Origin of the sequence: Psychrobacillus faecigallinarum (assembly GCF_014836595.1) — a bacterium.
In the GTDB taxonomy this organism is placed as follows: Bacteria; Bacillota; Bacilli; order Bacillales_A; family Planococcaceae; genus Psychrobacillus; species Psychrobacillus faecigallinarum.
The window spans coordinates 200,510-225,979 of sequence record NZ_JACSQO010000003.1; the positions used below are offsets into that span (position 1 = coordinate 200,510).

Genomic DNA, 25,470 nt, shown 5'->3' on the forward strand with positions numbered 1-25,470 from the left:
CTAATAATTCCTTCTAATAGAACTAATGTATTATTTTAAGTATTGTTCCTTCAAAGAATTATCGAGAATTTAATATACTAACTAGCGAAGACGAAACTATTTTACTTGATATAGGGTAAGTATTCTGATTGATTTTATTAAATTTTCAAAATAGTTAATTAAAAACTTGAATACCTCTTGGTTTAAAGATAATATAAATTTATAATCCTACCGGTGAGATGAGGTTTAATAGTGGAATTAATTACAATTCACTTTCTTTTCAATTTATCCTTATTAGTCATCTTTTTTTTCCTTTATTTTTCTATCCTAAGAATATCCGGGAGTATACTACAACGAAAACGCACCTCTATTTTATATTTCATCATATCCTTATTACTATGCTATTTATTCTCCTATTCCTTAAATGATGAGGTTATATTAGACTTAAGAATTATTCCATTGATAATTGGTGGGCTTTACTTAGGACTAAGCCCTATATTAGGATTAATAGTTATTTCTCTTAGGGGTTTTTATGGTATGGACTTAGGATTCTACTTAAGTATACCTATCTATGGAATTCTCAGCATTTTCCTTTGGAAGGTACATCCTCATTTTTTACAATTAAGCTCTAAATATCGTATTATTAGCTCTACCATGTTAACGCTCGTAGTAAGTATATTTACATTAACATTGGTTTTAAACACAATTGGGGCTGGTCATACACTAGACTTATTTATTGCATATGTTTTTGTTCCTCCACTGGGAGTTGCGATTCATGCGTATACTATAGAAATGGTGGAAAAAATTTTACTCCAGCGACAGCTTTTTATAAAAGCTGAAAAGAGAGAGGCTGTAGAACAAATGGGTGCTGCTATTTCTCATGAAATTCGCAATCCTCTAACAACCGCTATTGGATTCTTAGAATTGTTAAACAAAGAACCGTTAGAATCAGATAAGCGCAAACAATATTTGACTATTTTAAAAGAGGAACTAGATTTTGCAGAGAAGATTATTCAAGATTACTTAGCTTATTCTAAACCTAGCGTAGAAACTTCAAAGGAATTAAATATTCAAGAAGAACTTCCTATTGTACTAAAGCTCTTACAACCACTAGCTAACTATTACTCAGTAGAAATTATCTCCAATCTTTCCTCTATGAGCTTAATAGAAGGAGATCGAGCTAAATTTCAGCATTCCTTTATAAATATTATTAAAAATTTAATAGTTATGTCTGACGGAGGCACCATAACCATTAACACAGAGGAAACGAAGACCAATATTTTTATCACAATTAATAGCTCTACTCCAATGATTCAGATGAAAACTATTGCATTAGATATGTCTATCGATTTTGGTATTATTAAAACTATGAAAGGTTCTGTCCAAACAAAAATAACAGAAAACGGAACTACTTATTATTTTTCCTTTCGATCTATGAAGACACCACTTAAACGTATGATCAGTTTTAGCTGATACACACCAGTCTAATCGAAGAGAGGTAATGCTATGGAGCTGACTTTACACTTTTTATTCAATTTATCTCTTTTAATAGTATTACTTTTTTTTAGTTTAATATGGACCGAGAACACGAAAAAGGTACAATCCGCAGGAATATTTTATTGTTTCTCTAGTCTCTTAATTTGTTATGGATTTAGTTATCCCTTAACAGATCACATATTATTAAATTTAAGAAATATTCCCTTTGTAATTGGTTCTCTTTATATTGGCATAAGTCCTTATCTGGGCTTAGTAGCAATTATTATTCGAGCTTTTTTCGGAATAGATCTAGGTTTTTGGATAACGGTATCATTCTATGCTATCTTCTCTTTAATGTTTTGGAAATTACATCCTTGGTTTTTAGAGAAAAGTAGAAAACAGCGTATTTTAATTGCTATAGGGTTTATGTACATTGTCGGAATTTACCAAATTCTCCCTTTAAACTTTGCTTTAGAAGGGTATCCAATACTTGATGTGAATCTTGCTTTTTTATTGATACAGCCTTTAGGAGTTGGCATGATTGCCTATTTTTTAGAGGAGTTTGATAAATTTATCATTTATAGACAACAACTTATTACTATTGAAAGACAAGAGGTCGTTGAAAAGATGGGTGCTGCTATTTCTCATGAAATAAGGAACCCATTAACTGCTGCTAGTGGCTTCGTACAACTTTTACATAGTGACTCTCTTTCCCCTGAAAGTAGATTGCAATACTTGGCAATTGTAAGGAGTGAGCTTAAATCAGCTGAACGAGTCATTCAAGATTATCTTACTATCCCTAAGATGAAAGCAGACGGCGAAGATACAATTTATATAAATGATGCCTTAAATAATGTTATTCAAATGCTCATCCCCTCAGCCCAAAAAAATTCGATTGAAATCATTGCAAATTTTTCGAATGAATCTATCGTAATCGGTGATAGCCAAAAATTTCATCAATGCCTAGTAAATATTATGAAAAATGGTATAGAGTCGATGCCTTATGGAGGAACTTTAACAGTGGAAACTGATGCCACAGCTACAAACGTTATAATAACTATCCAAGATACGGGAACAGGTATGACGGAAGAACAACTAGACCGTTTAGGTGAACCTTATTACTCTACAAAGGGCGACCAAGGAACAGGTCTTGGAACAATGGTTGTTTTTAGCGTTATCCGGTCAATGAATGGGAATATACATGTAGATTCTAGCCTTGGTGAAGGTACAACCTTTGAACTTGTCTTTAGGTCTTCTCTGGCCGAAGATTGCTTAAGTATAAACGAGATTAAAAAAAGTAATATGGTGCACAATTAATTGTTCTATATTTCCATGTGTAGAACCACGCTAGCTACTACATCTTAAGGAAGAAAGAATTTCCTTAGAAAGGAGCTACACCTATGGGAAGAGACGATAAAAAGGGAAGCAGCAATAACACTGGATCTTTACCTCAAACACCAAAAAACATGAAAATTAAGCCTAAAGATGTTCAAGAAGAGTTTGCCCGTGAATTTGCAGAACTAAGCCGTTCCTCTAAAAAGAAAAAATAATTTTCAATAGGTAGAGGAGGACGACAGAACATAAATTCTGTACAGGTCCTCCCTCTTTTTTATTTTAAACCGAGTACCTAATTAATTTAGAATACCAGTACTCAGAATAGACACATCAACTTTAATATCCCACTTCATTTTACTGATAGTTTCACGTGTAAGCTCCGTATCCCACTTTCCTCGATGATGTCTACGTACATTTTCCGTCAGTCCAATTGGATCTACTTGTAATTGCTTCAATTCCATTAACAAGGTGTTTATTTTATCTTCCAGCTCCTTCTCCACTTCTTTTTCTAATCGTTGAATGCTGTCAGGATGTTTAAAGCTTTCTTCTTTCCCTTTAAATTCTGTCATCGTCCCTTCTACGTTAAGTAGAATTTTTAGCCTTGGTGATTTTAAACTTTTATTACTTATGATTTTCACGTTATTATCAATAAAATCAAGCAATAACCTATCTCCCTCATTTGTTGTTAGGTTAATGGGTGCTAGCTTTCTCTTGCCCTGTATAGCTTGAATAAACAATGCTTCACCTGGAGTTAATATGGTCATCATACTTTTATCTTTAAATAAAGCAACACCGTTTAACTCAACTTTTTTCTTTTTCATTTCAATTACTGGAATAATTGGGTCAAAGTTCGGATTAGTTTGCGTATATATAAAGTCATGAATATTTGTATTTGGATTAAATGCTAAGTTTACGCTAGGTTGAAGGAGGTCGCTTACGTAGTTAATGGTACTTGCCTTATCAGGATAATCTTGTCGTAGTAATTCCTCAGCGCTGCCTTTTACGATTGCCATTAATATCTCGTTTCCTATTTGTGTATTTCGATATAAATGCTTTATCACTTCCTCAACTCTTCCACTAGTTGCAAATTCCTCACTAAACAGAATTACTCTCAGTTGATTTAAAACAACTTTCTTCTCCGTCTCCTTTTCAATATTCACCATGCCATCTGTCACTAAATCAGTTGAAGTACTATAAATTTGCGTTTTTTGATTTGCATTCTTGGATTTTTGAGGAATTGCCGCAGTAAGCTTAAAGGTTGTGTCACTTTCAAAGTCAAAAGCTAGTATTCCAACCATATCAATACCTTCGATTGGTACTTTTTTTTCCCTCAAATTGCACCCCGCAAGGATAACCATAACTATTAGTAAGATTGAAATTTTTTTCCTAGTCATGATTGCACCTGCTTTTTCTTAATAAAATAAATTCCAATTAAAATTATGGGCCATAGCAACAGTGCATAACCAACCCTATAACTTACGATAAAAACTTTTTCCAAATTTTCATGAGAGAGCGGTAGCGAAAGAATAACAAAAATGATGACTCCTATTATATAAATATGAGAGCTTTTTCTTTTAGATATAATGGAATTTACTCCTTTCATAGCTGCCCATATATAACCTGTAACTGTTGAAATAACTAAAAATACCCATAAAGTAATTCCGAAAATATCTATTCTTTCTAAAAAAGAAAAGCCACCTGCTTTAAATAAATGTAGTACCGAATATTGTATATTCCTTAATTGCCATTCTGAGAAATACATTACACTTACCAAAGTCGTCAAGAAACAAAGAAATACAGTTATCCAAATACCTATTAATGCATGCTTATATGCTTTTCGTTTAGATATTATATAAGGGAAAAATATTAATATAACCTCATAGCCCGCTATACTATTGTATCCTCGGTCAAACGCTATAAAAAATTCACTCCAACTATGATTAAAGATAGGAAATACATGGCTTATATCACCCTTTTCTATAGACCATTTCAGGAAATAGATTATTGGTAGAGTAATAAAAAAAGCCATTATACAGAATCTGGCAATATTTATTATTCCACCATTTACGATGTATAACACTAATAGCAACAATAAAATAAGCGGTATAGTTGTTGTTTACTCTTGCAGAGCTGTACTTTGTATCAATTGGACATAATTACTTACTTTTGCAGTCGGAAGTAAAATTAATTGAATAACTATAAATACATTTATAAACTTTCCTAGGTTTTTCCCTAAAATTTCTTCATTTATTTCAAACAAGTTCTTTGATTGGTATTTGGAGCAAATCCAAATCATCGGCCATATAGAAATACTCGCAATTATTCCAAAAAAGATTGGCATTAATGTCTGGCTGTATCCAAGTATACTCAATCTTTCAGGCAGTGAAAGCGCTCCTGTGCCAAACATAATACTTTGTACTAAAAAAATGACATGGTAGCCCTTTAGCGTTTCTTTATTCACACTTAAGTTGCTCTCACCAACCTATATACTTTATTTATTTTCACTAGAGATTCCACTTTTCTTCTTTAAATACGCTGTTGGAAAGCGTACAACACTATCTTTCAAATCAGAAATTTTTCTAGGTATTACCGTTGACATAAAAGGTGTTCCAAGAGAATTTACTCTTAATAAATGAGCAATGAGCCACGCAAATGCCAGCATTTGACCATATAAACCAAACATGCCCGCTGCAAGAATAAAAATATAACGTATAAACCTGCTCGTATTACTCATATGAAAAACAGGCGGCAGGAAGGATAGTAGTGCAGAGGTTGCAACTATTACGATTAAAATATTACTTACGAGTCCTGCTTCAACAGCTGCAGTCCCAATAACAATCCCACCAACAATCCCTATCGTTTGTCCAATTTTTGCAGGCATCCTAGCTCCTGCCTCTCTTAATACCTCTATAATTAATTCAATAAATAAAACCTCAAATAGTGGAGAAAAAGGTACCTTCATCCTAGATTCCTGTAAATTAAGTAAGAGCTCATAAGGAAGCACCTCCTGATGGAAAGTTAAGGAGGAAACATATGATGGAGTAATCATTATCGTTAAGAAAAAACCAAAAAACCGTAGTAGTCTCATTAAACTCGCAGATGGCCAGCGATTATAGTAATCCTCCATAGTGATAAATAGTTCTAAAAAAGAGGTCGGACATACTAGAGCAGATTGACTGTTATCCATTAAAATAACTATTCTTCCATCCGCTAAATAATGCGAAATAGTGTCTGGTTTTATCGTCATATAATATTGGGGAAATGGGGAATATGGATTGTCTTCAATCAATTGCATGAGAATGGAAATATCCAAGAATGTAGGATAATCAATCTTGTCCAAACGATTTTTTAAATTTTTTAGTTTCTTTTTTTCCACCAAATCATCAATATATAAGAGAGCAATTTTAGTATTGGTGACGTTGCCTATTATTAGTTCTTCATCTTTGAGCATGGAATTTTGTATTCTTCTTTTTACAAGTGAAAGATTTGTTTCCAATGATTCTGTAAAAACATCCTGTGGACCAATGAATGTACTTTCCATCTCAGAAATAGAAACATCTCGAGTGTTCACACTGTAAGTGTCCATACTCAATAATCGATTTGTTTCATGGAAGTACAATAGAGTTTCTCCGATTGAAAGCCTATTTGTAATGTCAGCTATATTAAAAGGATTTACGCTTTCTGCAACTTGGTGTATTTGATGGATGTAATTTGCTATAGGAATCATGACCATCATTTCTAAGGTCATTTTTTCTGTTAAGGAGTTTGGATAGATTAGTGTTACAACTCCTTCACTTGTCGGTACTTTTTTATAAATAATATCATTATTTTCTCGTGTAACTTTTTTATAATATTGAATATTTTTTTCTACTAGATCTCCCTTTGATGCTCCGCGATTCGTAAAATAAGCAAGCAGACTCTTCTTTACTAATATCATTTTTTTCATAAGAATCACTTGCCTTTCCTATAGATTTGATTAGTTTGTCCATTTATTTATTATGTATTCAAACAAACCTTGTCGATAAGAAAAGTACAAGCGACTTCATTTAGTTGGTAATTGTTGTAGAATTTCTTCCAAAATGCAAAAAAACACTCAAGACCTTTTTGGTCTTGAGCGTTTCTAGTGTTTAAAATTTAACTACCTCTGGCTCTTTGCCTTTTGAATTCATGACGCGTACTTGCGTTGGTACAATCTTTAGGATGACTAAGTCTGGATCCTCTGGGCCTTCAAACCAGCCTTTTAATGCATCATTCCAAACTTTTTCTTTCATAGACTCGTCATCCGATACTTCTACTTTACCTTCAATTTCTAAAAATGAATCACCAAGTCCATTTCCATCATATCCTAAAAGGATATGTGTATATGGGTTTTGTTCAATATCTTCTACTTTATGAGTTTTTTTACTAGTGGCTGTGTAGAGGATGAAATCATCATTAAAAAAGGTCATATAACGAGAATGTGGTTTATTTTGTTGCACAGTGGCCATTGTTCCTATCATATTATCGTTTAGAATTTTCAGTGCTTGTTCTTTAGCATTTGTCATTTTTAAATCCCCTCACTTTTATGTTTATTAGTATTATTCCTTCACATGATAATATTAAACATTTATCACATTACCATGTTTTTAAAAATTGTGTTGAGGACGCTCTACCCTTTTGTAATAAGCTTAATTTGGAATCATAATCTAAGTCGAATTGGGTAGCACTATATTCATCGGCTGGTATAAAAATAATATTCTTTTCAATTTTCCTCGATATATACCTTGTATCATGCGCATCTTTCATCGTTGTAAATAAGCCTTCAAATAGGTCTAGCCCATTTTTTATTTGCTTTGGTTGTGGTTCCTCAATGTTTGCACTAAGTCGGATGCCTAATACCGGTCTCTCTCTTAACCCATTATCAAATATCCACATTGGAAAATTACTTAACACGCCCCCATCCACAACTACGACGTCACCAAGGCCTGTTTGTAATTTTATTGGCTCAAAGAAAAAGGGAATTCCACAGCTCATACGCAAGGCTCTACTTACTAAAAAGGTATCAGGCTCTATGCCATAATTTTTTAAATCATCAGGAAGAATAATCATCTTTCCATTTGTTAAATCGGAGGCAACTAACTTTAAGGAACCTTTAGGTAAATCTCCAAACGTATAAATACCTTTAACAGCCAATTTTTCTAGAAACCAATCCTCCAATGCCTTTCCCTGGTATAGACCCAAACCCCAATACAAATTGAGCCATTTCATAAAAGGAAGAGGTATCACTCTCCTACGTTGGTCTAAGAGCTTTTGAAAATTTTGTTCCATCATAAGCTTTTCCATCTCTCTGCCATTATATCCGGCGGCTATCAAGCAGGCTAAAATAGCACCAGCACTTGTTCCAGCGACTCTTTTAAATCGATACCCCTTCTCCTCCAACACCTGGTAAGCACCTACTAATCCAATTCCTTTCATACCCCCGCCTGAGAATACTCCATCTATATACATACACAACCCTTTCTTTTCTAAAATGTTGTTATATCACTCTAAGAAAGAGGAAGGATGATTAGAACAATAATCGACAAATATATTGTCTATGTATGGATTTTTCCAAAGTGCTTAAGTTTAAAATAACACTTTTCTTGGGATGGCTTTGAACAAAACTGTGATGACCTTACAATGACCTCTACGTGTGCATTGTGATGTCTTATCTGTCTCACTGTTCCCGCCAGCCTGCTGCAACAATCAACAAAAATAAATGTTCATGTTTGTATACTTTTTTATTCTTCAAAGAGCCAGCAGATATCCTCTACTGGCTCTAAAAATTATTATTTTAATTTTGGACTAGCGTATTCTTGTTGTTTGCCATTATTTTTTCTTTTCGCAGCTTCATTTTGGCCGACCACACCTAAATCTTTCGGACTAATATCATAACCATAACCGTATTCTTCACGATCTAAAGTGTTTTCCTTCTTTTTCTTTTTATCCGTCATGAGACTTCACCTCCTGAAGAATAACTTGTACTATTTTGTATTATTTATGCTAAAAAAGCACAAACATCTCTTTCTGCTTTGACAAGCAATAAGGAAGCTCCTGCCACTATTTCTTATTTATTTCAGTAAATTTTGGATACTCCACTTTTGCACAAATATAAAAAAGTCAGCTTGAAACAGTATGTATTTTACCGTTCAAACTGACTCTTCCTTTACTATTTCTTTTCAGTTTCTTTCTTTTCCCCTGGCTTAGTAATATCTTTCTTATCCGCATTGTCTTTATCGGTTTCTTTAAAGTCATCTGGATTTAAATTTGAATTATATTGAATATCATTTTCTTTCTTATCTTTTCCCATATAAGGCACCTCCTAATTAGTGACTATGCTCGTTCTTTATTTTTTCTTTCAATAGCCGCTTCGATAAACTTAGCAAATAATTTTTTGGATGGTTCATCTCCAATGAGAGCAAACTCTTCTGGATGCCATTGAAAACCATAGATAAATGTGTGGTTCTCACTCTCTACTGCCTCCACTATGCCGTCGGGTGCAGTAGCAACGACCTTTAAGCCATCCCCTACTCTGTTTACCCCTTGATGGTGAAAAGAGTTAACCTTAAATTCTTCCTCCTGAAACATTTGAAAAACTTTACTTTTCTTATCTAACTTTACAGGGTGGGATCTATGAGTTCTTATAGCGTTTTGTCTATGCAGGAATGAATATTCCTCCCTTTGATCATGTATTGATTGATGTAAAGAACCACCCATCACAACGTTTAGCATATGCAGACCCCTACATGTTCCTATATATGGCTTGTCCAATTCTAGAATTTTTTGTACAAGTGCAAATTCCATCTCATCTAATTGTGGAGTTATTCGTTGTAATGTGGGATGTGGTAATTCACCATAATATGCCGGGTCAATATCTTCTCCGCCTGTAATAATTAGCCCATCTATTTGTTGACATAGCTGATTCATATCCTTGTCAGGTATTAATGGTATTAGTAAAGGAACTCCTCCTGCTTGTAAAACTGTATCTGAATAAACTGAAGATAAGTAATAACTTTTATCATCTTTAACTTCAGCTGTAATCCCTATTATTGGTTTCATATTAAACTCTCCGCTCTTTATAATTTGACGCCTTATATTAATACCCTAATCTTAGAGTATACAAACTACTCATCCCTTTTTATTTTCACGTTTGTTTTTAAATTCTTTGGGGAATATATTTACTAGACAGCGTTAAAGGAGGACTTACAATGAGTAATAAATACGAAAAAATTGAAAATGAAATTTCTGGACAAACTCAGGATCGTCAACCAGGTTTTGAAAATGAGATGAATCCTAAACCTATCTTTGATGATGAAAATTATAAGGGATCTGAAAAGCTAAAAGGAAAAACTGCTTTAATTACTGGTGGAGATAGCGGTATTGGTAAAGCGGTTGCTATTGCATTTGCAAAAGAAGGAGCAAACGTAGCTATTGCATATTTAGATGAGCATGAGGATGCAAAAGAGACTGTGAAGCTAATTGAAAACTATGGCGTGAAGGCGCTAAGTATTGCTACAGATATCAGCGATGATGAAAACTGCGAGAAATTAGTAGAACAGGTTATTGGAGAATTTTGCCAATTAAATATTTTAGTAAATAATGCAGGGAAACAGTTCCCTACAAAAAATTTCTTAGAGATTACTCCTGATCAGCTACAGGAGACATTCTCTACCAACATATACTCTATGTTCTATTTAACACAGGCCGCTCTCCCTCATATGTCTAAGGGAGACACAATTGTAAATACATCTTCCGTCACAGCTTACAGAGGTGCGCCTGAGCTAATCGATTATTCAGCAACCAAGGGAGCTATTACTTCATTTACACGTTCTTTAGCACTAAACTTAGTAGAAAAAGGAATTCGCGTAAATGCAGTTGCACCTGGTCCAATTTGGACTCCACTAATTCCGGCAACTTTTGATGCTGAAACAGTAGAGAAGCATGGTGATAGCAACCCTACTGGCAGACGAGGACAACCAGCAGAAAATGCACCTGCTTATGTATTCTTAGCTTCCAATGATTCAAGCTATATTACAGGGCAGACAATTCACGTAGATGGTGGAGATTTTGTAGGTTCATAAAACTCCAATTAGTAAAGAGGAAGGGACTGTGAGTATTCACAGTCCCTTTTATGAGCCATTTTCACCTTTTTTGGGGCGGTTTCCAGCTATTTAGGTGCACTTTTCTACCTTTTAGGGGCGTCCCCCCCCCCCTTGTTTAAAAAGCTTTACTTCCTTTTATGAAACCTTTTTAATTTTATTACATTAGACTCCTTGAAATCTTTTTACCATCATAAGTATAAAAGACAGGCTTTTTATCCATGTACGTTTCCATATGAATAGAGCGCCCCCAAAGATGATAAATGTACGGAAGTACATGCTCCAAATAATGTGCATCAAGTTCCGTTCCTTCATAATTATGTTTTAGATGTAGTTCTCCATTTCTTGAGTAGTCACCATTTTCCACTACTATATATGGATAACTTCCATTTTCCCGGATAGCTATAATTTCATCTCTAACATTCTCATAATCCTTATCTGTGATTTCATAGTTCCCATTTTTCTTTTCAAAAAGATAAAGATCCTCCTGCTTAACCAATTCCTTCGTAAGGTAATTTCGTATAAAAGAAATATCAGATTCAATTTCCCTTACCTCAAATATTTTTTCTCTTCCCTGTCCGGCAAGGATACCATGCTTTCTCATTTCTTCTGTTGGGGAATCATATCTTCTCTCTATATCTTCAAAGATTTTAAGTCCTAAATAATAAGGATTAATAGATGTTTTAGAAGGTTGAACCACATTTGCATTTAACTTAGCGAATTCAATTGTTTCATCTGAGGTTAAATCCATTTCTCTTATAATCCGCTGATGCCAAAAAGTTGCCCATCCCTCATTCATAATTTTAGTTTCTAGCTGTGGCCAAAAATAAAGCATTTCTTCTCTCATCATGGTTAAAATATCCCTTTGCCAATCTTCTAATTCTCTACTATATTGCTCTATAAAAAGTAGTAAATCCTTTTCAGGGCGCGGAGGAAACTTTTTTCGATAAGGAAGAATAAGCTTAGGATTATCCTTCTTATCTATATTCCACAAATCATCATATTCACTCTTTTTAACTTCCTCTGTTTCTTCTTGTTCTAAATCGTAGCTTGGTAGCTTAGGACGCACAATAGATGGATCAATATGTTCCTGAATCGCAAGGACAGCATCTAAAAAGCTTTCTACCTCCTCTTTTCCATGAATCATTTCATAGTGGGCAATTCTCTCAGCAGTAGCAGTCATGCTTTCGACCATGTCCCGTCTTGTATTGGAAAAGCGGACGTTATGTTTGAAAAAGTCACAATGGGCAAGCACATGAGCAATGATTAGCTTATTCTGTATTAAACTATTTGTATCCAACAAAAATGCATAGCAGGGATTAGAATTAATTACTAATTCATAGATTTGGCTTAACCCAAAATCATATTGCATTTTCATTTTATGAAATTGTTTACCAAAGCTCCAATGAGCAAATCGAGTTGGCATCCCGTATGCTCCGAATGTATAAATGATATCTGCGGGACATATTTCGTATCTCATCGGAAATGTATCCAAACCAAAACCAGTTGCAATTTCAGTAATTTCAGCAATTGCATATTGAAGTTTTGTGTCCATCACTTAACTCCCTTTTTAAAAATACTTTTCAATGCTTCGTAGACATCTTTATTGTCTTTAATCACGTAGTGACGGAACTTGGAATTATCTATTGTTTTATAGGTATTCATCAATGATGAGTATCTGCTATGCTCATTTACTTCCCCATAGCCAAAAATTTGTGAAACACTCATCAATTCGTTAACTAGCTTTAGACATTTTTCATTATCACTTGTCATATTCTCACCATCCGAGAAATGAACAGGATATATATTAAATCGTGAAGGAGGGTACTTTTCCTTGATAAGCTCAAGTGCTTTTTTGTAAGCAGAGGAACAAATAGTGCCCCCACTTTCTCCTTTTGTAAAAAATGCTTCCTCAGAAACGACCTTTGCCTCCGTATGATGAGCGATAAATTCAATTTCTACTGCTTCGTATTTAGAACGTAAAAATCTCGTCATCCAAAAGAAGAAGCTACGTGCACAATACTTTTCGAACGCTCCCATAGAACCACTTGTATCCATCATAGCAAGAACCACTGCTTTAGATTCATGCTTAACTACTTCATCCCATGTTTTAAATCGTAGATCATCTTGATGTATAGGAGCAATGGAAGCTTCTCCTTTTAATGCATTCCTTTTGATGGCTGTTATAAGTGTTCTTTTTTTATCAATATTACCCATTAATCCTTTTTTGCGTATATCATTAAACTCGATATGGTCTGTGAGAATTTCAGCTTTTTCTTTATCTTCCAGGCTAGGCAGCTCCATATCACTAAAAAGGGCATTTTCTATTTCTTCCATACTAACTGTCTCATAGTAATCCTGACCTGCTTTGTCCCCCGCCTTCTTACCATTGCCGGAAGCATTACCTTCTCCTGGACCTTTCGCTACAACATCACCGACTTTACTGTCACCCTTACCTTGACCCACATGCTTAGAAGTATCATAGTTATATCTAATCTTATATTCATCCAACGATCTAATCGGAATTTTAATAACGTCTCGTCCATTTGACATGATAATACTCTCGTCACTTATTAAATCTGGGAGATTATTTTTTATTGCTTCCTTCACTTTTTCTGCATGACGTTGCTGATCTTGATGTCCTTTACGATGTAGCGACCAGTTTTCCTGTGAAATAACAAATTGATTTTTTTCTTTTTCATCCATCCTTAACACCTACCTATATTTTTTTATCATATGCCGGTGCGACAGAGTTATTGCCAAAGTATAAAAAAAACAAGACCAATGAAACATATTAGTCTTGTGTTTATGATGTTATCGATTAAGAAGACTTCCTACATAGCGTAATAATTCATTTGCTGATATGGAGTTATAGCCATGCTCATCAATTAACCTAGCAACTACTTCATTTATCTTTTTCAAATGAGCTTCATCAGGTGTTTTAGTAGAGGTAGTAATTTTCACTACGTCTTTTAAATCTGCAAACAGCTTCTTTTGAATAGCTTCTCTCAACCGTTCATGAGAGTTATACTCAAAACGTTTGCCTTTCCTCGCATATGCGGAAAGCCTGATTAAGATTTCTTCTCGGAAGCCTTTTTTAGCGTTTTCAGAAATACCAATTTGTTCCTCAATAGAACGCATTAATTTTTCATCTGGATTCATTTCTTCTCCAGTTAGAGGATCTCTCATCTTATTTTTATTGCAAAATGCTTCTACGTTGTCTAAATAGTTATTCATCATCGTAATAGCAGACTCTTCATATGAATAAACAAATGCTTTTTGGACCTCATTTTTAGCGATTTCGTCATATTCCTTCCGAGCAATTGCAATATAATTTAAATACTTTTCTCTGTCCTCATCTGAAATAGAGGCGTGCTGATCAAGGCCCTCTTTAAGTGCTCGTAATACATCTAATGCATTAATAGACGGTACCTCTTTACGAATAATGGCAGAGGATATTCTATTAATCACGTATCTTGGGTCAATTCCATGCATACCTTCACTCGAGGATTCCTTCTTCATTTCTTCCACATCTATTTCATTGAAGCCTTCTATATTTTCTCCATCATATAATTTCATTTTCTTTACGATATCTACACCCTGTTTTTTAGGATCCTCTAGTCTAGTTAGAATAGAGAAAATTGCAGCCGCTCTTAATGCATGAGGTGCAATATGCACATGAGCCATATCGCTTTCATGAATCATTTTTTCGTATATACGTTCTTCTTGGCTAACCTTCAGATTGTACGGAATAGGCATTACTATAATACGAGAATGCAGGGCTTCATTTTTTTTATTGGATATAAAAGATCGATACTCCGTTTCATTCGTATGGGCAACGATAAGTTCGTCAGCGCTAATCAACGCGAATCGACCAGCCTTAAAATTACCTTCTTGCGTTAAAGAAAGTAAATGCCACAAGAACTTCTCATCCAACTTTAGCATTTCTTGAAATTCCATCATTCCTCGATTGGCTTTGTTTAGTTCTCCATCAAATCGATAAGCACGTGGATCTGACTCTGAACCAAATTCTGCTATCGTTGAAAAATCTATACTGCCTGTTAAATCTGCAATGTCCTGTGACTTAGGATCAGAAGGAGTGAAAGTGCCAATACCTACTCTCTTATCTTCTGAAAAGAAAATTCTTTCTACTAAAACATCTTCTACTCTTCCGCCATACTCCTGCTCCAAGCGCATAGAGTTAAGGGGCGATAAGCTTCCTTCTATACGAATACCAAACTCTTCGAAAAAGTCCTCCCGTAGATGTGAAGGAATTAAATGAAGCGGATCCTCATGCATTGGACAGCCTTTAATAGCATAAACTGCTCCTGCATCCGTTCTAGAATACTGCTCAAAACCTCTCTTCAACAAAGTTACAATCGTCGACTTGCCACCACTTACTGGACCCATCAACAGCAAAATTCTCTTTCTAACATCTAATCGCTTCGCTGCTGGATGGAAATACTCTTCTATGAGACGCTCTAATGCTTCATCAAGACCAAACATTTCATTTTCAAAAAAGTGATATCTTTTCTTTCCGTTCTTATTCGAACTCCCAGCACTTTTAATCATACTATATACTCGTGCATGTGCTGTTTGAGCTACCTCTGGTCGTTCTTTTACAATGTCTAAAAATTCACTGAATGTACCTTCCCATTTCAGATCATTTTCTGCTTCCCGGTAATTTCTCACTTTGTTTAAAATGTCCATGTTTCCCTCCATTCAGGGCTTAGTTTATACATTGTATGAAAAGATTATATAAATGATACACGTTTATAAGGGTTCCTTTTGCTTGGAAAATTAATAGCCAACCCAACCAAGCTACTTTAATAATTCTCGATGATAGTTAAGGATGTCCTCCATCGAATTTTCAAATGGAATACTAGGATTCCATCCTATGTCTAAAAGCGCCTTAGGTTCAACCGCTTGTATTTTTTCTGGAATATTCTCTACAGCATTGACGTCCAATGGCACGTTAGAAAGGGCCATTAAACAATCAGTAATATCCTTTACAAACCTTGGCCTTCCAGAGGAAATATCATAAACCTCTCCTGACTGGCCATATTGTAATATTTTCTCATACGCAAGAACTGCATCTCTTACATCAATGAAGTCTCTCTGAGCGTATAAATTATTTACTGTAATGCTTCCCGCTCCTTTAAGTATCTCCAGTTCAGCCACCTGCTTTGCCAGTATGGAGCACACTCCATTAGATACTCCTGGTCCTATTAAATTGGAGGGCTTGGCAATAATAATGTTCATATCAAAAAGTGCTTCCCATGATTGGGCTATTAGTACTTGAAGCGATTTGCTTAGGCTATAAGGGTGAGAAAGAGAGGATATATTACTTAAATCAAATTGAAGAGCTGATCCTACTACAATTGCTTTGCAAGGGGGACTATATTGTCGGAGTGCTTCCATTAAAAAAGCAGTAGATAGAGCATTTGCTTCAAGAGAAGCAATTGGGTCTAACCAAGATTCTTGCACATGATTTTGCCCAGCTAGATGCAGTAAATAGTTTGGTTGCACTCTTTGAATCAATTTATTAACTTCATATTTGTTTGTTAAATCACATTGCTCAACCAAAATGTTTTCTTCGTTTACGTAAGTCTTTATGCTTCTTGAAACAGCTATCACATCATAACCATTTCTTTTAAAATGTTGGCAAGCATGACTTCCCGTAAAACCAGTGGCACCTGTTATCATTATTTTCTGTTTCATAGTCACTTAACATTCCGCTCAACTTCAAAAAATGGATTACTCATACTTTTCCATCTCCTTTAAAGTGTCTTCTGTTTGAGAGACAAAAGCACGGATTTCTTCTAATCCATCCTCTATCGTATAATGAGGTTGCCAATTTAATATATCAGCAGCCTTTTTGTTACATAGACAGCTGTGCTTAATATCTCCTTCTCTTGGGGGAGTGAATACTTTTTTGACACTTACATCAAATTTGTTGGATAAAAGCTTTAGTATTTCATTAATAGAAGTCTTCTGTGAGGTACTAACTTGGAGAGTTTGTTGGTCACCGCTATTCATTGCCGCAAGATTAGCTGCTACAACATCCTTTACATAGATAAAGTCTCTCGTCTGTTGACCATCCCCGTGAACATTTAAACTTTCTCCTTTTTTTATACGGTCAAGAAATACAGATACAACCCCTCCTTCTCCCTTCGGTATTTGCCTAGGACCATATACATTCGCGTATCTTAAAATAGTGTATGATTGTCTATAAAGCTCATAATAAAGTCTTATGTAAGACTCCGCAGTGAGCTTGGACAAACCATAATAAGAAGAAGGAATCGTTACATCGGCTTCAGAAATAAGCGCATTGTGTGAATTACCATAAACAGCCGAAGTACTAGCAAATATAAACTTTCTTACCTTGGCATTTCTTGCTGCTTCCAATAAATTAATGGTACCAATAATATTGACATCAGCATCATAATTGGGATGCTGTACAGATCTTCCAATATCCGCCTGCGCTGCTAAATGAAATATTGCCTCTGGTTTCACTTGTAGAATAATTCGTCTTGCTTCTTCACTTCGAATATCTACTACATACATATGGGCTTCTGGGTTAACTTGATGTAGCTGACCTGATACTAAATTGTCTAAAACATGAACTTCTATCCCTCGAGAAATAAGCTCATCAACAAGATGGGATCCAATAAAGCCTGCACCACCTGTTACAATTACTTTCAAAATTTGTCCTCCTTAAGATTTTCCTTATCATATGCCGCAAAATAGTATCGTTCATGGACATATTCCCAAAGAAATCGATGAATGAAGGAAAAGGGTAGCTTGGGTATTCCATTCATCGACAAAAGAGGATTTTGAATTAGATAAATTAGTTAAAATTGGGGCTTCATTAGAATAGAGTTATGGTTACTATGAGAGAGTTTAGAAATTAGACTATCTGTATTTTTACTAGGTATACTATACGATTCTGGTATATTTTTAATTATTTGTTCCCAAATCTGATTATCTACAAAAACTTTAGAGGTTTTATATGATTGAGGGAAAAGTTTATCGTAATAATCACTACTCATGGGTGTCATAACTTTCTCAAACAAAGAGGTAGGAATAATATAATCTTCTCTTATATTCTCCATAATCTTTTTCCAAACTTCCCCTTCTACAAATAGGTAAGGCGTAGAAGGAGGATCATGGAAGAAATTATTGTAGTAGTCGGAACTCATAGTTGATAGCAAGTGAAGAGATTGTTCATTGGGAATTATATAACCACTCGGCATTGAATCTTGAATTTTATTCCAAACCGTTTCAGATACCAAAATATGCTCTTTCGACTTCTGTAATGGGAAAAGACGATCGTATTTTCGACTAGTGGCAAAAACATTTTCTTCTATTTCTACCTTGTCTTCTTTAAGATGTTCGATCTTTGAAGGAAAAATTGATTTCCAAACTCTTTGACAAAAATCCCTACCTTTTACTAACCACGACAATATCCAAAGTTTAATTTGTTGAAACATCTGTGACATCCTCAACACCGTTCTTCCTCATGGATATTGCTTCATTATAAACATTTAATAGATCTTTGATCCCCTGTTCAATTGACCAATGTGTCATTCCCCATTTTTTTGCATTAGACCCTAAATTTTTTCTGAGCTGCTCATCCGATAAAAGCAAGTCAAGATTCTCAGTCAATAGATCAGGATTTGCTGGAGGAATTAATAAACCAGTAACTTTATGTTCTATCATTTCATTTATTCCACCAACATCACTTACAATGGATGCTCTCCCAGCAATTTGGGCTTCTATAAGAGATAAAGGTTGGTTTTCTAATAAGGTTGGCAAAACAAATATATCTGATTTCCCTAAAAGATACGGGACATCATCTCGTTTTCCTAAAAAAACAACATAGTCCTCTAATCCAAATACCTTGCTTTTAACTCTTAACTTAGATTCATCATCTCCAACCCCCGCTATCCAACATACCCAATCCTGACGTTTCTTTTTAAGTTTCCCTAATGCCGTGATGAGATGCTGTACTCCTTTTAAATCTGTTAATCTACCTGTATAAATAATAACTTTTTTATTTTTAGCAGCAGGAACACTAGACTTCACCTTCATTTGCTTAATGAAATTTTCAGTATCAAAACCATAATGAAGTACTTTTACTTGTTCATCTGGTACATTAAATTCGTTTACCAAAATATGCTTTAACCAGTTATTTGCAACAATTGTTACTTCCGGAGAAGTTGCTCCCTCTTCTTCTAAAGCATCATAATAAGTTCTAGCCATGTAGGCATTTGGAGTCTTATGAATGGTAGTCAACTGATGGTGAATTTCATGTGCTACTGAGCCGTGTAGAGTCGCAACCAGCGGAACATGATCTGGACGAATCCGATTTATACAAGCACTAGAAATAACATCCTGCGTGTGAATTATGTCATATTTCTCTAACCCAAAATACGCCACTCCCAATTCAAACACATACCTTTGGAACTCTGTATATTCAATAAGCTTGTTTTCGTATAATTCCGGAAAATTTTGCTGATTAATCTTAGCCTGTAGCAAAGGTAGCAACTTGTCTCTCGAAACAATCTTATTTTGATTATAAAGACAAATATTTATATTATTTTCGTCGTAGCCGATTATGTCCACCTCATGGCCATTTGACTCTAGCTTATTTTTCAACTGCACCATGTAATTCCACACTCCGCCTAAATGTGGAACAGGCCAGTACGTCGCTAACAGTATTTTCAATGTATACATCCCCCTATTTTAACCACTTATTCTAATTTATTTTTCCACCATGTAAGAGATTGGGCGCATTTAACTTTTTTTAGCATTTATATTTTTATCATCTGCAATATGATAGGACAACCTGTTAATGGAACATCTTCAGTCAATAACGTTATTTTTCCCTGTGTAATTTCATAATTTGCTTTAGGCTGTAAAATTCCATTTATAAATAAATTCATGTAGGAAACTGTAGAAGGATCAGGTATTTTTTGAACTCCATATTCCAACATTGCATCATTCTCTGAGTAAATCCTTTTACTTCCATCTGACAAGACAAAAAATTCATAAGTATTAACTTCCTTAGGGCTAAAAACCTCTCTTTCTGCTTTGTTGACAGACACAGAAAATAATAACGGACGCGAGTGTCTCTCAATGGATTTTCGTGGTATATATGGCTGGTTATTCATTATATCCCCCATCATACAGATAAATTTATATGCCATATTGTATCCATAAGTAAATCATTATGTGTACACATAAGGTCTTTATTCCTATTTTCAAAAAAGTACATGTCCCTGTTTAACATGAATTCCTTTGGACACATATGTTGTTAAAGAAGTTCAAAGGAGGAAAATACTTGTCATTAAAAATAATTAAACTTGCTATTGGCCCAAAACAAAGTGTTTCAGCTTCACCGATGGTAACGCGGCTTTTTCATGAAGTTCCTGAGATCATAACGGATGTCAGTACCCATAAGATTGATACATCTATGTTTTTAGATGATCGTGGAGAGGTTGCTCAAAATTTACCTTTACTCAATTTAAATAATAGCTACTTTAATGTATATATAAATGGTGTACTTCAGATGGATGACAATTTTGCCTATACTGCTGGAGAAGATGGAGTAGGCTCTTTATTAATTTCTCTACCAGAGGATGCTGAAATTCCTAAAGGAACGCCAATTATTATGGAAATCATTAACTTCGCTCCTGAAATTAATACACCAGAATGATATAAATAAAAGAAGGCTCGTGAATTATTCACGAGCCTTCTTTTATTTTGTCTATTTAAATGAAGCGCTATTAAACATGGACTCGCTCCAGTAAAGAAATAAGTAAAACTTTTTGGACACTCTTTTCTCTATTAAATATTTAAAAAAGGTAGGAATCAGCCCCTGTTCTCTTTTCATTTGCTGCATCTAATACAAATAGGAATGAAAAGTATGGTTATTATGCTTTCTTCTCATTCTTAAACCTTTAAAAATATAAGGAGGTGAAATTATGGAACTATCGAAGCTAAAAGGGGGCTACGATGCAGTTTTCAGTTTAGGAGATTTATGCTTAGCATCTATTCAGTTAAAAAAACATAATCTGAGACCCTTCTCTGGTGTCCTTGATTGGATGGCGAGTCCTACTTTATCAACAGTAAATGAACTTTTAGAAAATCGATTCATTGGATTCATGGATTACGATAACTTACGTGTTATAGGCTATGCTGACTCTAATATTTGTGTGTCAGATGATGCCTACAACCTAGTTTCTAACCATGATTTTAGTAGAGAAAAAAATACCCTAGAATTTTTAGGATCATATCTAGAAGTGATGGAGAAATACGAAAGAAGAATCCAAAGGTTTCTTCATCAAATGCAGACAGCTAAACGTATACTTTTCGTTAGAACAGAAGGAACTTTAGAGGATGCAGCATCACTTCAAAATACTTTATCTGAAATGGTCAAACACGATTTTAATGTATTACTAATTAATCATACTCCAGTCAAATGGATGGTCGAAAAACACTGTCCTTTAGAAAAAGTCTGCATGATGGAATTTCCAAATGAAGATATTTGGGAAGGGAATGGAGAACTGTGGAAAGAGGTATTAAGTGATATTTATTTAACAAAAAGTAAATGACATATCAAAACAAAATAAAATTAATTCAGGAGGAAATGCAGTGTTTACAAATTCAACGATACTGATAACCGGGGGGACAGGCTCATGGGGTATTGAGTTAACTGATCAGCTACTACCTTTTAACCCGAAGAAGATTATTATTCTCTCAAGAAATGAGGATAAGCAAGTTACCTTACGTAGAAGCCTTGATGATTCAAGAATACATTTTTTCCTTGGTGATATAAGGGACAGAGAGGCATTAAATCACGCTTGCCAGCAAGTTGACTATGTTTTTCACTTAGCTGCCTTAAAGCATGTTACAGTATGTGAGGAAAACCCTTTAGAAGCTTTTAAAACAAATGTATTAGGTACTTACAATGTTATCGAGGCGTCTATTGCCAACAAGGTGAAAAAAGTGATTTATGTATCGACCGATAAAGCAGCTGATCCAGCTAATACTTACGGAATGACTAAAGCACTTGGTGAAAAATTAATTATTCATGCTAATAACACTTCATCAACTACTAGATTCATGTGCCTTAGAGGTGGAAATGTATTAGGAAGCAGCGGGAGCGTAGTTCCTTTATTTATAAAGCAATTACAAGAAGATAACCAGATTCTTATCACAGACAAAGCTATGACAAGGTACTTCGTTACACCTCAATATGCCATTAAAACTCTACTGCAAGCAGCTGAGTTAGGTAATGGAGGAGAGATATTTGTCATGAAAATGGATGCATGTAAAATCCTCGACCTAGCAGAGGTGCTTATTGAGTATTACCAAAAGAAAGATGTAAGTCTAATAGAAATAGGTGCTAGAAGAGGAGAGAAAATTCACGAAGCTCTAATAGCTGAAAATGAGAGACCATTAGCGAGCATCTTTAACAATAACTTAATCCTTATATCTAATACAGGTTCTAATAATGAACAAGCTATACCTGACGTGCTACTAGATACTAATAACATAATCATGACTAAGGAAGAAATAAAACAAATGCTTATAGAAGGCAATTTCTTATCATAAGCAAATCAAAATACCTACTACAAAATTAGATTATAACTAAAATCCAACTTTATCTGATCAACTCAAGAGACAAGATCAAATAAAAGTTGGCTTTTAGTTATTAATATCCACTAAATTTTAGTTTCAATTTACATAAAAACAAAAACTATAAAGAATAGATTTTTAGAATGATATTGCTAAGTCATTTCTTTCTTCTTTTAAATAACGAGTACGAGATAAATGCAAGCACACCTAAAATAATTAACACCGGCAAATTACCAAGTAGTAAAACAAGAATACTGGAACCTATGGATAAAAGAAAATTAATACTTGTAACAAATTGCTTCTTTATCTTCTCCCATGTATTTAAGTCATCATTTTCAATGCTTGGAACAACTATTTTATTTTCATACAAGGTCATTTCAATCGTTGATAACGAAGTTTGGTTTTCTAGAAACTTCATTTTCCCTACTATTATTTCTATTTCTTCCTGTACCTTCGCTAAATCATCTGAAATTTTAAGTAAATCCTCGGTTTTTTCTGCCTTTTCCATAAACACGAGTAAACGAGCTTCCACTGCTCTTTTTGATTTTAGTCTTGATTCTAAATCAACATATTGCTCAGTTACATCCTCTCCAGTAACATTATGCTCTAGTACCTTGGTTACTTCGGATTCTGCTTCTACTAAAAAAGTTTCAAAATGCTCCTCTGGAACTCGGACAACCATTTTACCATAACTGTTAGACTCACTCTCTTGATATACGGTTGATTCTACAATGTATCCATTATACTTTTTTACTTTTTGCGTGATTTTTTCTTGGGCAACCGAAAGCTCTTTAACATTTGCACTTATGTCTGCATTATGAATAATCATTCTTTGTGTTTTTGTTTCCTTGGAACTCTCTGTCTCTTTGCTTTGATCTGTTAAGCTCTCTTCTTTTGCTTCTTCACTTATATTCGCTACTTCATTGGAATAATCGGCTGAATCTTTTTCAAGCATATCACTTTTAGCAGATTCTTCGTTTGCACTACAACCTACCAATAAAAAGACGAATAGGAAGCTAACAAGTTTAATCCACTTTACCATTTCCAAATATCCCCTTTCTTTGTATAAATAGACGGATATAGTTTCGTTTAGTTACAGTCATTTGTTTTAGTACACTAACAGGATATTTTATTAGCAGATGAGAAATTTTTACTTTTATAGTAAAAACACTTAATTTATTTAAATATTTCGATAGAATAAAGAAGAGAATTTTTTTGTTGAGATAAAGCAGTTGAAAACATCAGCGCTGAAATTACCCTACTCTTAGCAAAAGAATTATTTAATATAAATTACACAATGACGTGAGGACTGTGAAAAATGATTCATTTAAAAGGATATGGCCTAACATTAGAACAAATGAGAGCTATTTTATATAAAAATGAAAAAATAGCTTTAAACACGGAAGCTGTTAACCGCGTACTTAATAGTAGAAAAGTTGTAGAAGATATTGTTAGTAGTAAGCAAACTGTCTATGGAATTAATACAGGATTTGGAAAATTTAGTGATGTGAGTATAAATGAAGAAGATGTTCATGCACTCCAGCTACACCTTATCCGATCACATGCCTGTGGAATCGGTGCTCCTTTTGATGAGTTGGTTTCTAGAGCAATGGTTGTACTTCGCTTGAATGCGTTATTGAAGGGGTTTTCAGGCATTCGTTTAGAGGTTTTGGAAAGACTAGCATATATGGCTAATCATAGCATTCATCCAGTAATTCCATCTCAAGGCTCACTTGGAGCATCAGGAGATCTAGCTCCATTATCTCATCTAGCTCTTGTTCTAGTCGGTGAAGGACTAGTTTGGGAGAATAACAAACATATCCCTTCAGCAGAGATATGGAAAAGACATGGCTTAGATCCAATAGTTCTAGAGGCAAAGGAAGGTCTAGCTCTCATAAATGGAACCCAAGCGATGACTGCGCAAGGCGTGATTAACTGGCTAGAGTCTGAAACTCTCGCTTACCAAAGTGAGTGGATTGCTGCTATTACTATGGAGGCTTTGCATGGAATAACAGATGCCTTTCATCCCGCAATCCATGAAGCAAGAGGTTATATAGAACAAGTAGAAGTGGCTAAGCGAATGCTCCAATGGTTGGAGGGAAGCAAACTCGTCACTAAGCAAGGGGAGGAACGAGTGCAGGATGCTTATTCGTTAAGATGTATCCCCCAAATCCACGGAGCTACATGGCAGGTTCTTTCCTATGTGAAGGAAAAGTTAGAGATTGAAATGAATGCGGCTACAGATAATCCGTTAATTGTTGAAGACGGACGTTCTGTTATTTCGGGAGGAAATTTTCATGGGCAACCCATCGCGTTTGCTATGGACTTTTTAAAAGTGGGTATGGCAGAGCTCGCAAATGTTTCGGAGCGTCGTATTGAACGATTAGTAAATCCACAGTTAAACAATGGGCTTCCTCCCTTTTTAAGTCCTGAGCCTGGCCTACAATCTGGAGTCATGATTATACAATATGCAGCCGCAAGTCTTGTTTCAGAAAACAAAACACTTGCCCACCCTGCTTCTGTCGATTCCATTCCATCTTCAGCAAACCAAGAGGATCATGTAAGCATGGGAACAATAGGTGCAAGACACGCTTTTCAAATTATCCAAAATACTCGTCATGTTATTGCTATCGAGGCTATTTGTGCTATTCAAGGTACTGAATATCGCGGGAAGGATCTTATGTCTCCAAGACTACTGAAGAAGTGGCAAGAACTCCGTTCATTCATCCCATCTATAAAAGAAGATCGCGTCTTTAGTAATGACATAAAACTTATGCAAGCATATTTAAAAGAAGAAACTATAAAAAGCAAAGTGCTTAATCATAGTTAAAATAATCTCTTGTATAGAATTGTGAAAAGGCATCCTCTACAGTGTTCCTTCTAGTCGCTAGTAGAAAAGCCTTTTCACTTTATTCAA

At 34.8% G+C, this 25,470-nt stretch carries 24 protein-coding genes and 1 pseudogene; 8 read left to right on the plus strand and 17 right to left on the minus strand.

Going from position 1 to position 25,470, the window contains the following annotated elements; all coding sequences use genetic code 11:
- Positions 1 to 516 precede the first annotated feature (516 nt).
- From H9650_RS08560 to H9650_RS08570, 3 genes are all read left to right on the plus strand, one after another.
- Positions 517 to 1,452, plus strand: a complete 936-nt coding sequence (locus tag H9650_RS08560; protein WP_151111515.1) for a sensor histidine kinase — start codon at positions 517 to 519, stop codon at positions 1,450 to 1,452.
- Between the two features lie 33 nt (positions 1,453 to 1,485).
- Positions 1,486 to 2,772, plus strand: coding sequence for a sensor histidine kinase (locus tag H9650_RS08565; protein WP_151111517.1), 1,287 nt, complete (start codon positions 1,486 to 1,488; stop codon positions 2,770 to 2,772).
- Positions 2,773 to 2,855: 83 nt separating this feature from the next.
- The gene (locus tag H9650_RS08570) at positions 2,856 to 3,005 is read left to right on the plus strand and encodes a YfhD family protein (RefSeq protein WP_186318162.1); all 150 of its coding nucleotides are present in this window, start codon (positions 2,856 to 2,858) and stop codon (positions 3,003 to 3,005) included.
- Between the two features lie 81 nt (positions 3,006 to 3,086).
- On the opposite strand, the gene H9650_RS08575 is transcribed toward H9650_RS08570, so the two are convergent.
- The 8 genes and pseudogenes from H9650_RS08575 to H9650_RS08610 all read right to left on the minus strand — a co-directional run bounded on the left by H9650_RS08575 (position 3,087) and on the right by H9650_RS08610 (position 9,867).
- Positions 3,087 to 4,184, minus strand: a complete 1,098-nt coding sequence (locus tag H9650_RS08575; RefSeq protein WP_191697002.1) for a Ger(x)C family spore germination protein — start codon at positions 4,182 to 4,184, stop codon at positions 3,087 to 3,089.
- A pseudogene (locus tag H9650_RS08580) lies at positions 4,181 to 5,251 on the minus strand (GerAB/ArcD/ProY family transporter). The gene H9650_RS08575 and the pseudogene H9650_RS08580 overlap by 4 nt, the downstream one beginning before the upstream one ends.
- 30 nt (positions 5,252 to 5,281) lie before the next feature.
- Positions 5,282 to 6,736, minus strand: a complete 1,455-nt coding sequence (locus H9650_RS08585; RefSeq protein ID WP_225215983.1) for a spore germination protein — start codon at positions 6,734 to 6,736, stop codon at positions 5,282 to 5,284.
- A 181-nt stretch (positions 6,737 to 6,917) separates the two neighbouring features.
- A complete protein-coding gene (locus tag H9650_RS08590) occupies positions 6,918 to 7,334 on the minus strand; it encodes a pyridoxamine 5'-phosphate oxidase family protein (RefSeq protein ID WP_151111521.1) in 417 nt (138 codons plus the stop codon).
- A gap of 70 nt (positions 7,335 to 7,404) precedes the next feature.
- Positions 7,405 to 8,277: a patatin-like phospholipase family protein gene (locus H9650_RS08595; protein ID WP_151111524.1), complete on the minus strand. Its 873-nt coding sequence runs from the start codon at positions 8,275 to 8,277 to the stop codon at positions 7,405 to 7,407.
- 320 nt (positions 8,278 to 8,597) lie between these two features.
- Positions 8,598 to 8,762, minus strand: a complete 165-nt coding sequence (locus H9650_RS08600; protein ID WP_186318161.1) for a hypothetical protein — start codon at positions 8,760 to 8,762, stop codon at positions 8,598 to 8,600.
- Positions 8,763 to 8,977: 215 nt separating this feature from the next.
- The gene (locus H9650_RS08605) at positions 8,978 to 9,118 is read right to left on the minus strand and encodes a hypothetical protein (protein WP_154311721.1); all 141 of its coding nucleotides are present in this window, start codon (positions 9,116 to 9,118) and stop codon (positions 8,978 to 8,980) included.
- 23 nt (positions 9,119 to 9,141) lie between these two features.
- Complete coding sequence (locus H9650_RS08610) at positions 9,142 to 9,867, minus strand: gamma-glutamyl-gamma-aminobutyrate hydrolase family protein (RefSeq protein WP_144538521.1); 726 nt, start codon at positions 9,865 to 9,867, stop codon at positions 9,142 to 9,144.
- Positions 9,868 to 10,016: 149 nt separating this feature from the next.
- On the opposite strand from H9650_RS08610, the gene H9650_RS08615 reads away from it, so the two are divergent.
- Positions 10,017 to 10,889, plus strand: coding sequence for an SDR family oxidoreductase (locus tag H9650_RS08615; RefSeq protein ID WP_191697003.1), 873 nt, complete (start codon positions 10,017 to 10,019; stop codon positions 10,887 to 10,889).
- A gap of 178 nt (positions 10,890 to 11,067) precedes the next feature.
- On the opposite strand, the gene H9650_RS08620 is transcribed toward H9650_RS08615, so the two are convergent.
- The 8 genes from H9650_RS08620 to H9650_RS08655 all read right to left on the minus strand — a co-directional run bounded on the left by H9650_RS08620 (position 11,068) and on the right by H9650_RS08655 (position 20,083).
- Positions 11,068 to 12,462 carry a SpoVR family protein gene (locus tag H9650_RS08620; RefSeq protein ID WP_151111525.1) on the minus strand — a complete coding sequence of 465 codons (1,395 nt, stop codon included), beginning with the start codon at positions 12,460 to 12,462 and terminating at the stop codon, positions 11,068 to 11,070.
- Entirely contained in the window at positions 12,462 to 13,613 is a 1,152-nt protein-coding gene (gene yhbH / locus H9650_RS08625) for a sporulation protein YhbH (RefSeq protein WP_144538518.1), read from the minus strand. Before yhbH ends, H9650_RS08620 begins: the two co-directional genes overlap by 1 nt.
- A 108-nt stretch (positions 13,614 to 13,721) precedes the next feature.
- On the minus strand, positions 13,722 to 15,617 hold the full coding sequence (locus H9650_RS08630; protein ID WP_144538517.1) for a PrkA family serine protein kinase: 1,896 nt from the start codon (positions 15,615 to 15,617) through the stop codon (positions 13,722 to 13,724).
- Positions 15,618 to 15,728: 111 nt separating this feature from the next.
- A complete protein-coding gene (locus tag H9650_RS08635; protein ID WP_191697034.1) occupies positions 15,729 to 16,628 on the minus strand; it encodes an NAD-dependent epimerase/dehydratase family protein in 900 nt (299 codons plus the stop codon).
- A 36-nt stretch (positions 16,629 to 16,664) separates the two neighbouring features.
- Positions 16,665 to 17,612 carry an NAD-dependent epimerase/dehydratase family protein gene (locus tag H9650_RS08640; protein WP_144538515.1) on the minus strand — a complete coding sequence of 316 codons (948 nt, stop codon included), beginning with the start codon at positions 17,610 to 17,612 and terminating at the stop codon, positions 16,665 to 16,667.
- 149 nt (positions 17,613 to 17,761) lie between these two features.
- The gene (locus H9650_RS08645) at positions 17,762 to 18,400 is read right to left on the minus strand and encodes a hypothetical protein (RefSeq protein WP_151111527.1); all 639 of its coding nucleotides are present in this window, start codon (positions 18,398 to 18,400) and stop codon (positions 17,762 to 17,764) included.
- Positions 18,384 to 19,637, minus strand: coding sequence for a glycosyltransferase family 4 protein (locus tag H9650_RS08650; protein WP_151111529.1), 1,254 nt, complete (start codon positions 19,635 to 19,637; stop codon positions 18,384 to 18,386). The genes H9650_RS08645 and H9650_RS08650 overlap by 17 nt, the downstream gene beginning before the upstream one ends.
- An 86-nt stretch (positions 19,638 to 19,723) precedes the next feature.
- Positions 19,724 to 20,083, minus strand: coding sequence for a DUF4183 domain-containing protein (locus tag H9650_RS08655; protein WP_191697004.1), 360 nt, complete (start codon positions 20,081 to 20,083; stop codon positions 19,724 to 19,726).
- Between the two features lie 170 nt (positions 20,084 to 20,253).
- On the opposite strand from H9650_RS08655, the gene H9650_RS08660 reads away from it, so the two are divergent.
- The 3 genes from H9650_RS08660 to H9650_RS08670 all read left to right on the plus strand — a co-directional run bounded on the left by H9650_RS08660 (position 20,254) and on the right by H9650_RS08670 (position 22,529).
- A complete protein-coding gene (locus H9650_RS08660) occupies positions 20,254 to 20,628 on the plus strand; it encodes a DUF4183 domain-containing protein (RefSeq protein WP_225215984.1) in 375 nt (124 codons plus the stop codon).
- Positions 20,629 to 20,896: 268 nt separating this feature from the next.
- Positions 20,897 to 21,526 (plus strand): DUF1796 family putative cysteine peptidase, encoded by a 630-nt coding sequence (locus H9650_RS08665; RefSeq protein ID WP_144538510.1) that lies wholly within the window; start codon positions 20,897 to 20,899, stop codon positions 21,524 to 21,526.
- A 40-nt stretch (positions 21,527 to 21,566) separates the two neighbouring features.
- Entirely contained in the window at positions 21,567 to 22,529 is a 963-nt protein-coding gene (locus H9650_RS08670; protein WP_144538509.1) for a polysaccharide biosynthesis protein, read from the plus strand.
- Positions 22,530 to 22,710: 181 nt separating this feature from the next.
- On the opposite strand, the gene H9650_RS08675 is transcribed toward H9650_RS08670, so the two are convergent.
- Complete coding sequence (locus tag H9650_RS08675; protein ID WP_191697005.1) at positions 22,711 to 23,595, minus strand: DUF4349 domain-containing protein; 885 nt, start codon at positions 23,593 to 23,595, stop codon at positions 22,711 to 22,713.
- Between the two features lie 276 nt (positions 23,596 to 23,871).
- Between H9650_RS08675 and hutH the strand changes: the two genes are divergently transcribed.
- Positions 23,872 to 25,383 (plus strand): histidine ammonia-lyase, encoded by a 1,512-nt coding sequence (gene hutH / locus H9650_RS08680; RefSeq protein WP_144538507.1) that lies wholly within the window; start codon positions 23,872 to 23,874, stop codon positions 25,381 to 25,383.
- The last annotated feature ends 87 nt before the right edge of the window (positions 25,384 to 25,470 follow it).

Excerpts from the sequence above, each read along its gene's own strand:
- H9650_RS08590 (WP_151111521.1), bottom strand. The coding sequence starts at position 7,334 with ATGACAAATGCTAAAGAACAAGCACTGAAAATTCTAAACGATAATATG.
- H9650_RS08645 (WP_151111527.1), bottom strand. The coding sequence starts at position 18,400 with ATGTTTCAACAAATTAAACTTTGGATATTGTCGTGGTTAGTAAAAGGT.
- H9650_RS08560 (WP_151111515.1), top strand. The coding sequence starts at position 517 with ATGGACTTAGGATTCTACTTAAGTATACCTATCTATGGAATTCTCAGC.
- H9650_RS08565 (WP_151111517.1), top strand. The coding sequence starts at position 1,486 with ATGGAGCTGACTTTACACTTTTTATTCAATTTATCTCTTTTAATAGTA.
- H9650_RS08615 (WP_191697003.1), top strand. The coding sequence starts at position 10,017 with ATGAGTAATAAATACGAAAAAATTGAAAATGAAATTTCTGGACAAACT.
- H9650_RS08620 (WP_151111525.1), bottom strand. The coding sequence starts at position 12,462 with ATGGACACAAAACTTCAATATGCAATTGCTGAAATTACTGAAATTGCA.
- H9650_RS08635 (WP_191697034.1), bottom strand. The coding sequence starts at position 16,628 with ATGAAACAGAAAATAATGATAACAGGTGCCACTGGTTTTACGGGAAGT.
- H9650_RS08665 (WP_144538510.1), top strand. The coding sequence starts at position 20,897 with ATGGAACTATCGAAGCTAAAAGGGGGCTACGATGCAGTTTTCAGTTTA.
- hutH (WP_144538507.1), top strand. The coding sequence starts at position 23,872 with ATGATTCATTTAAAAGGATATGGCCTAACATTAGAACAAATGAGAGCT.
- H9650_RS08655 (WP_191697004.1), bottom strand. The coding sequence starts at position 20,083 with ATGAATAACCAGCCATATATACCACGAAAATCCATTGAGAGACACTCG.
- H9650_RS08600 (WP_186318161.1), bottom strand. The coding sequence starts at position 8,762 with ATGACGGATAAAAAGAAAAAGAAGGAAAACACTTTAGATCGTGAAGAA.
- H9650_RS08585 (WP_225215983.1), bottom strand. The coding sequence starts at position 6,736 with ATGAAAAAAATGATATTAGTAAAGAAGAGTCTGCTTGCTTATTTTACG.
- H9650_RS08605 (WP_154311721.1), bottom strand. The coding sequence starts at position 9,118 with ATGGGAAAAGATAAGAAAGAAAATGATATTCAATATAATTCAAATTTA.
- H9650_RS08595 (WP_151111524.1), bottom strand. The coding sequence starts at position 8,277 with ATGTATATAGATGGAGTATTCTCAGGCGGGGGTATGAAAGGAATTGGA.
- H9650_RS08610 (WP_144538521.1), bottom strand. The coding sequence starts at position 9,867 with ATGAAACCAATAATAGGGATTACAGCTGAAGTTAAAGATGATAAAAGT.
- H9650_RS08675 (WP_191697005.1), bottom strand. The coding sequence starts at position 23,595 with ATGGTAAAGTGGATTAAACTTGTTAGCTTCCTATTCGTCTTTTTATTG.
- H9650_RS08630 (WP_144538517.1), bottom strand. The coding sequence starts at position 15,617 with ATGGACATTTTAAACAAAGTGAGAAATTACCGGGAAGCAGAAAATGAT.
- yhbH (WP_144538518.1), bottom strand. The coding sequence starts at position 13,613 with ATGGATGAAAAAGAAAAAAATCAATTTGTTATTTCACAGGAAAACTGG.
- H9650_RS08575 (WP_191697002.1), bottom strand. The coding sequence starts at position 4,184 with ATGACTAGGAAAAAAATTTCAATCTTACTAATAGTTATGGTTATCCTT.
- H9650_RS08570 (WP_186318162.1), top strand. The coding sequence starts at position 2,856 with ATGGGAAGAGACGATAAAAAGGGAAGCAGCAATAACACTGGATCTTTA.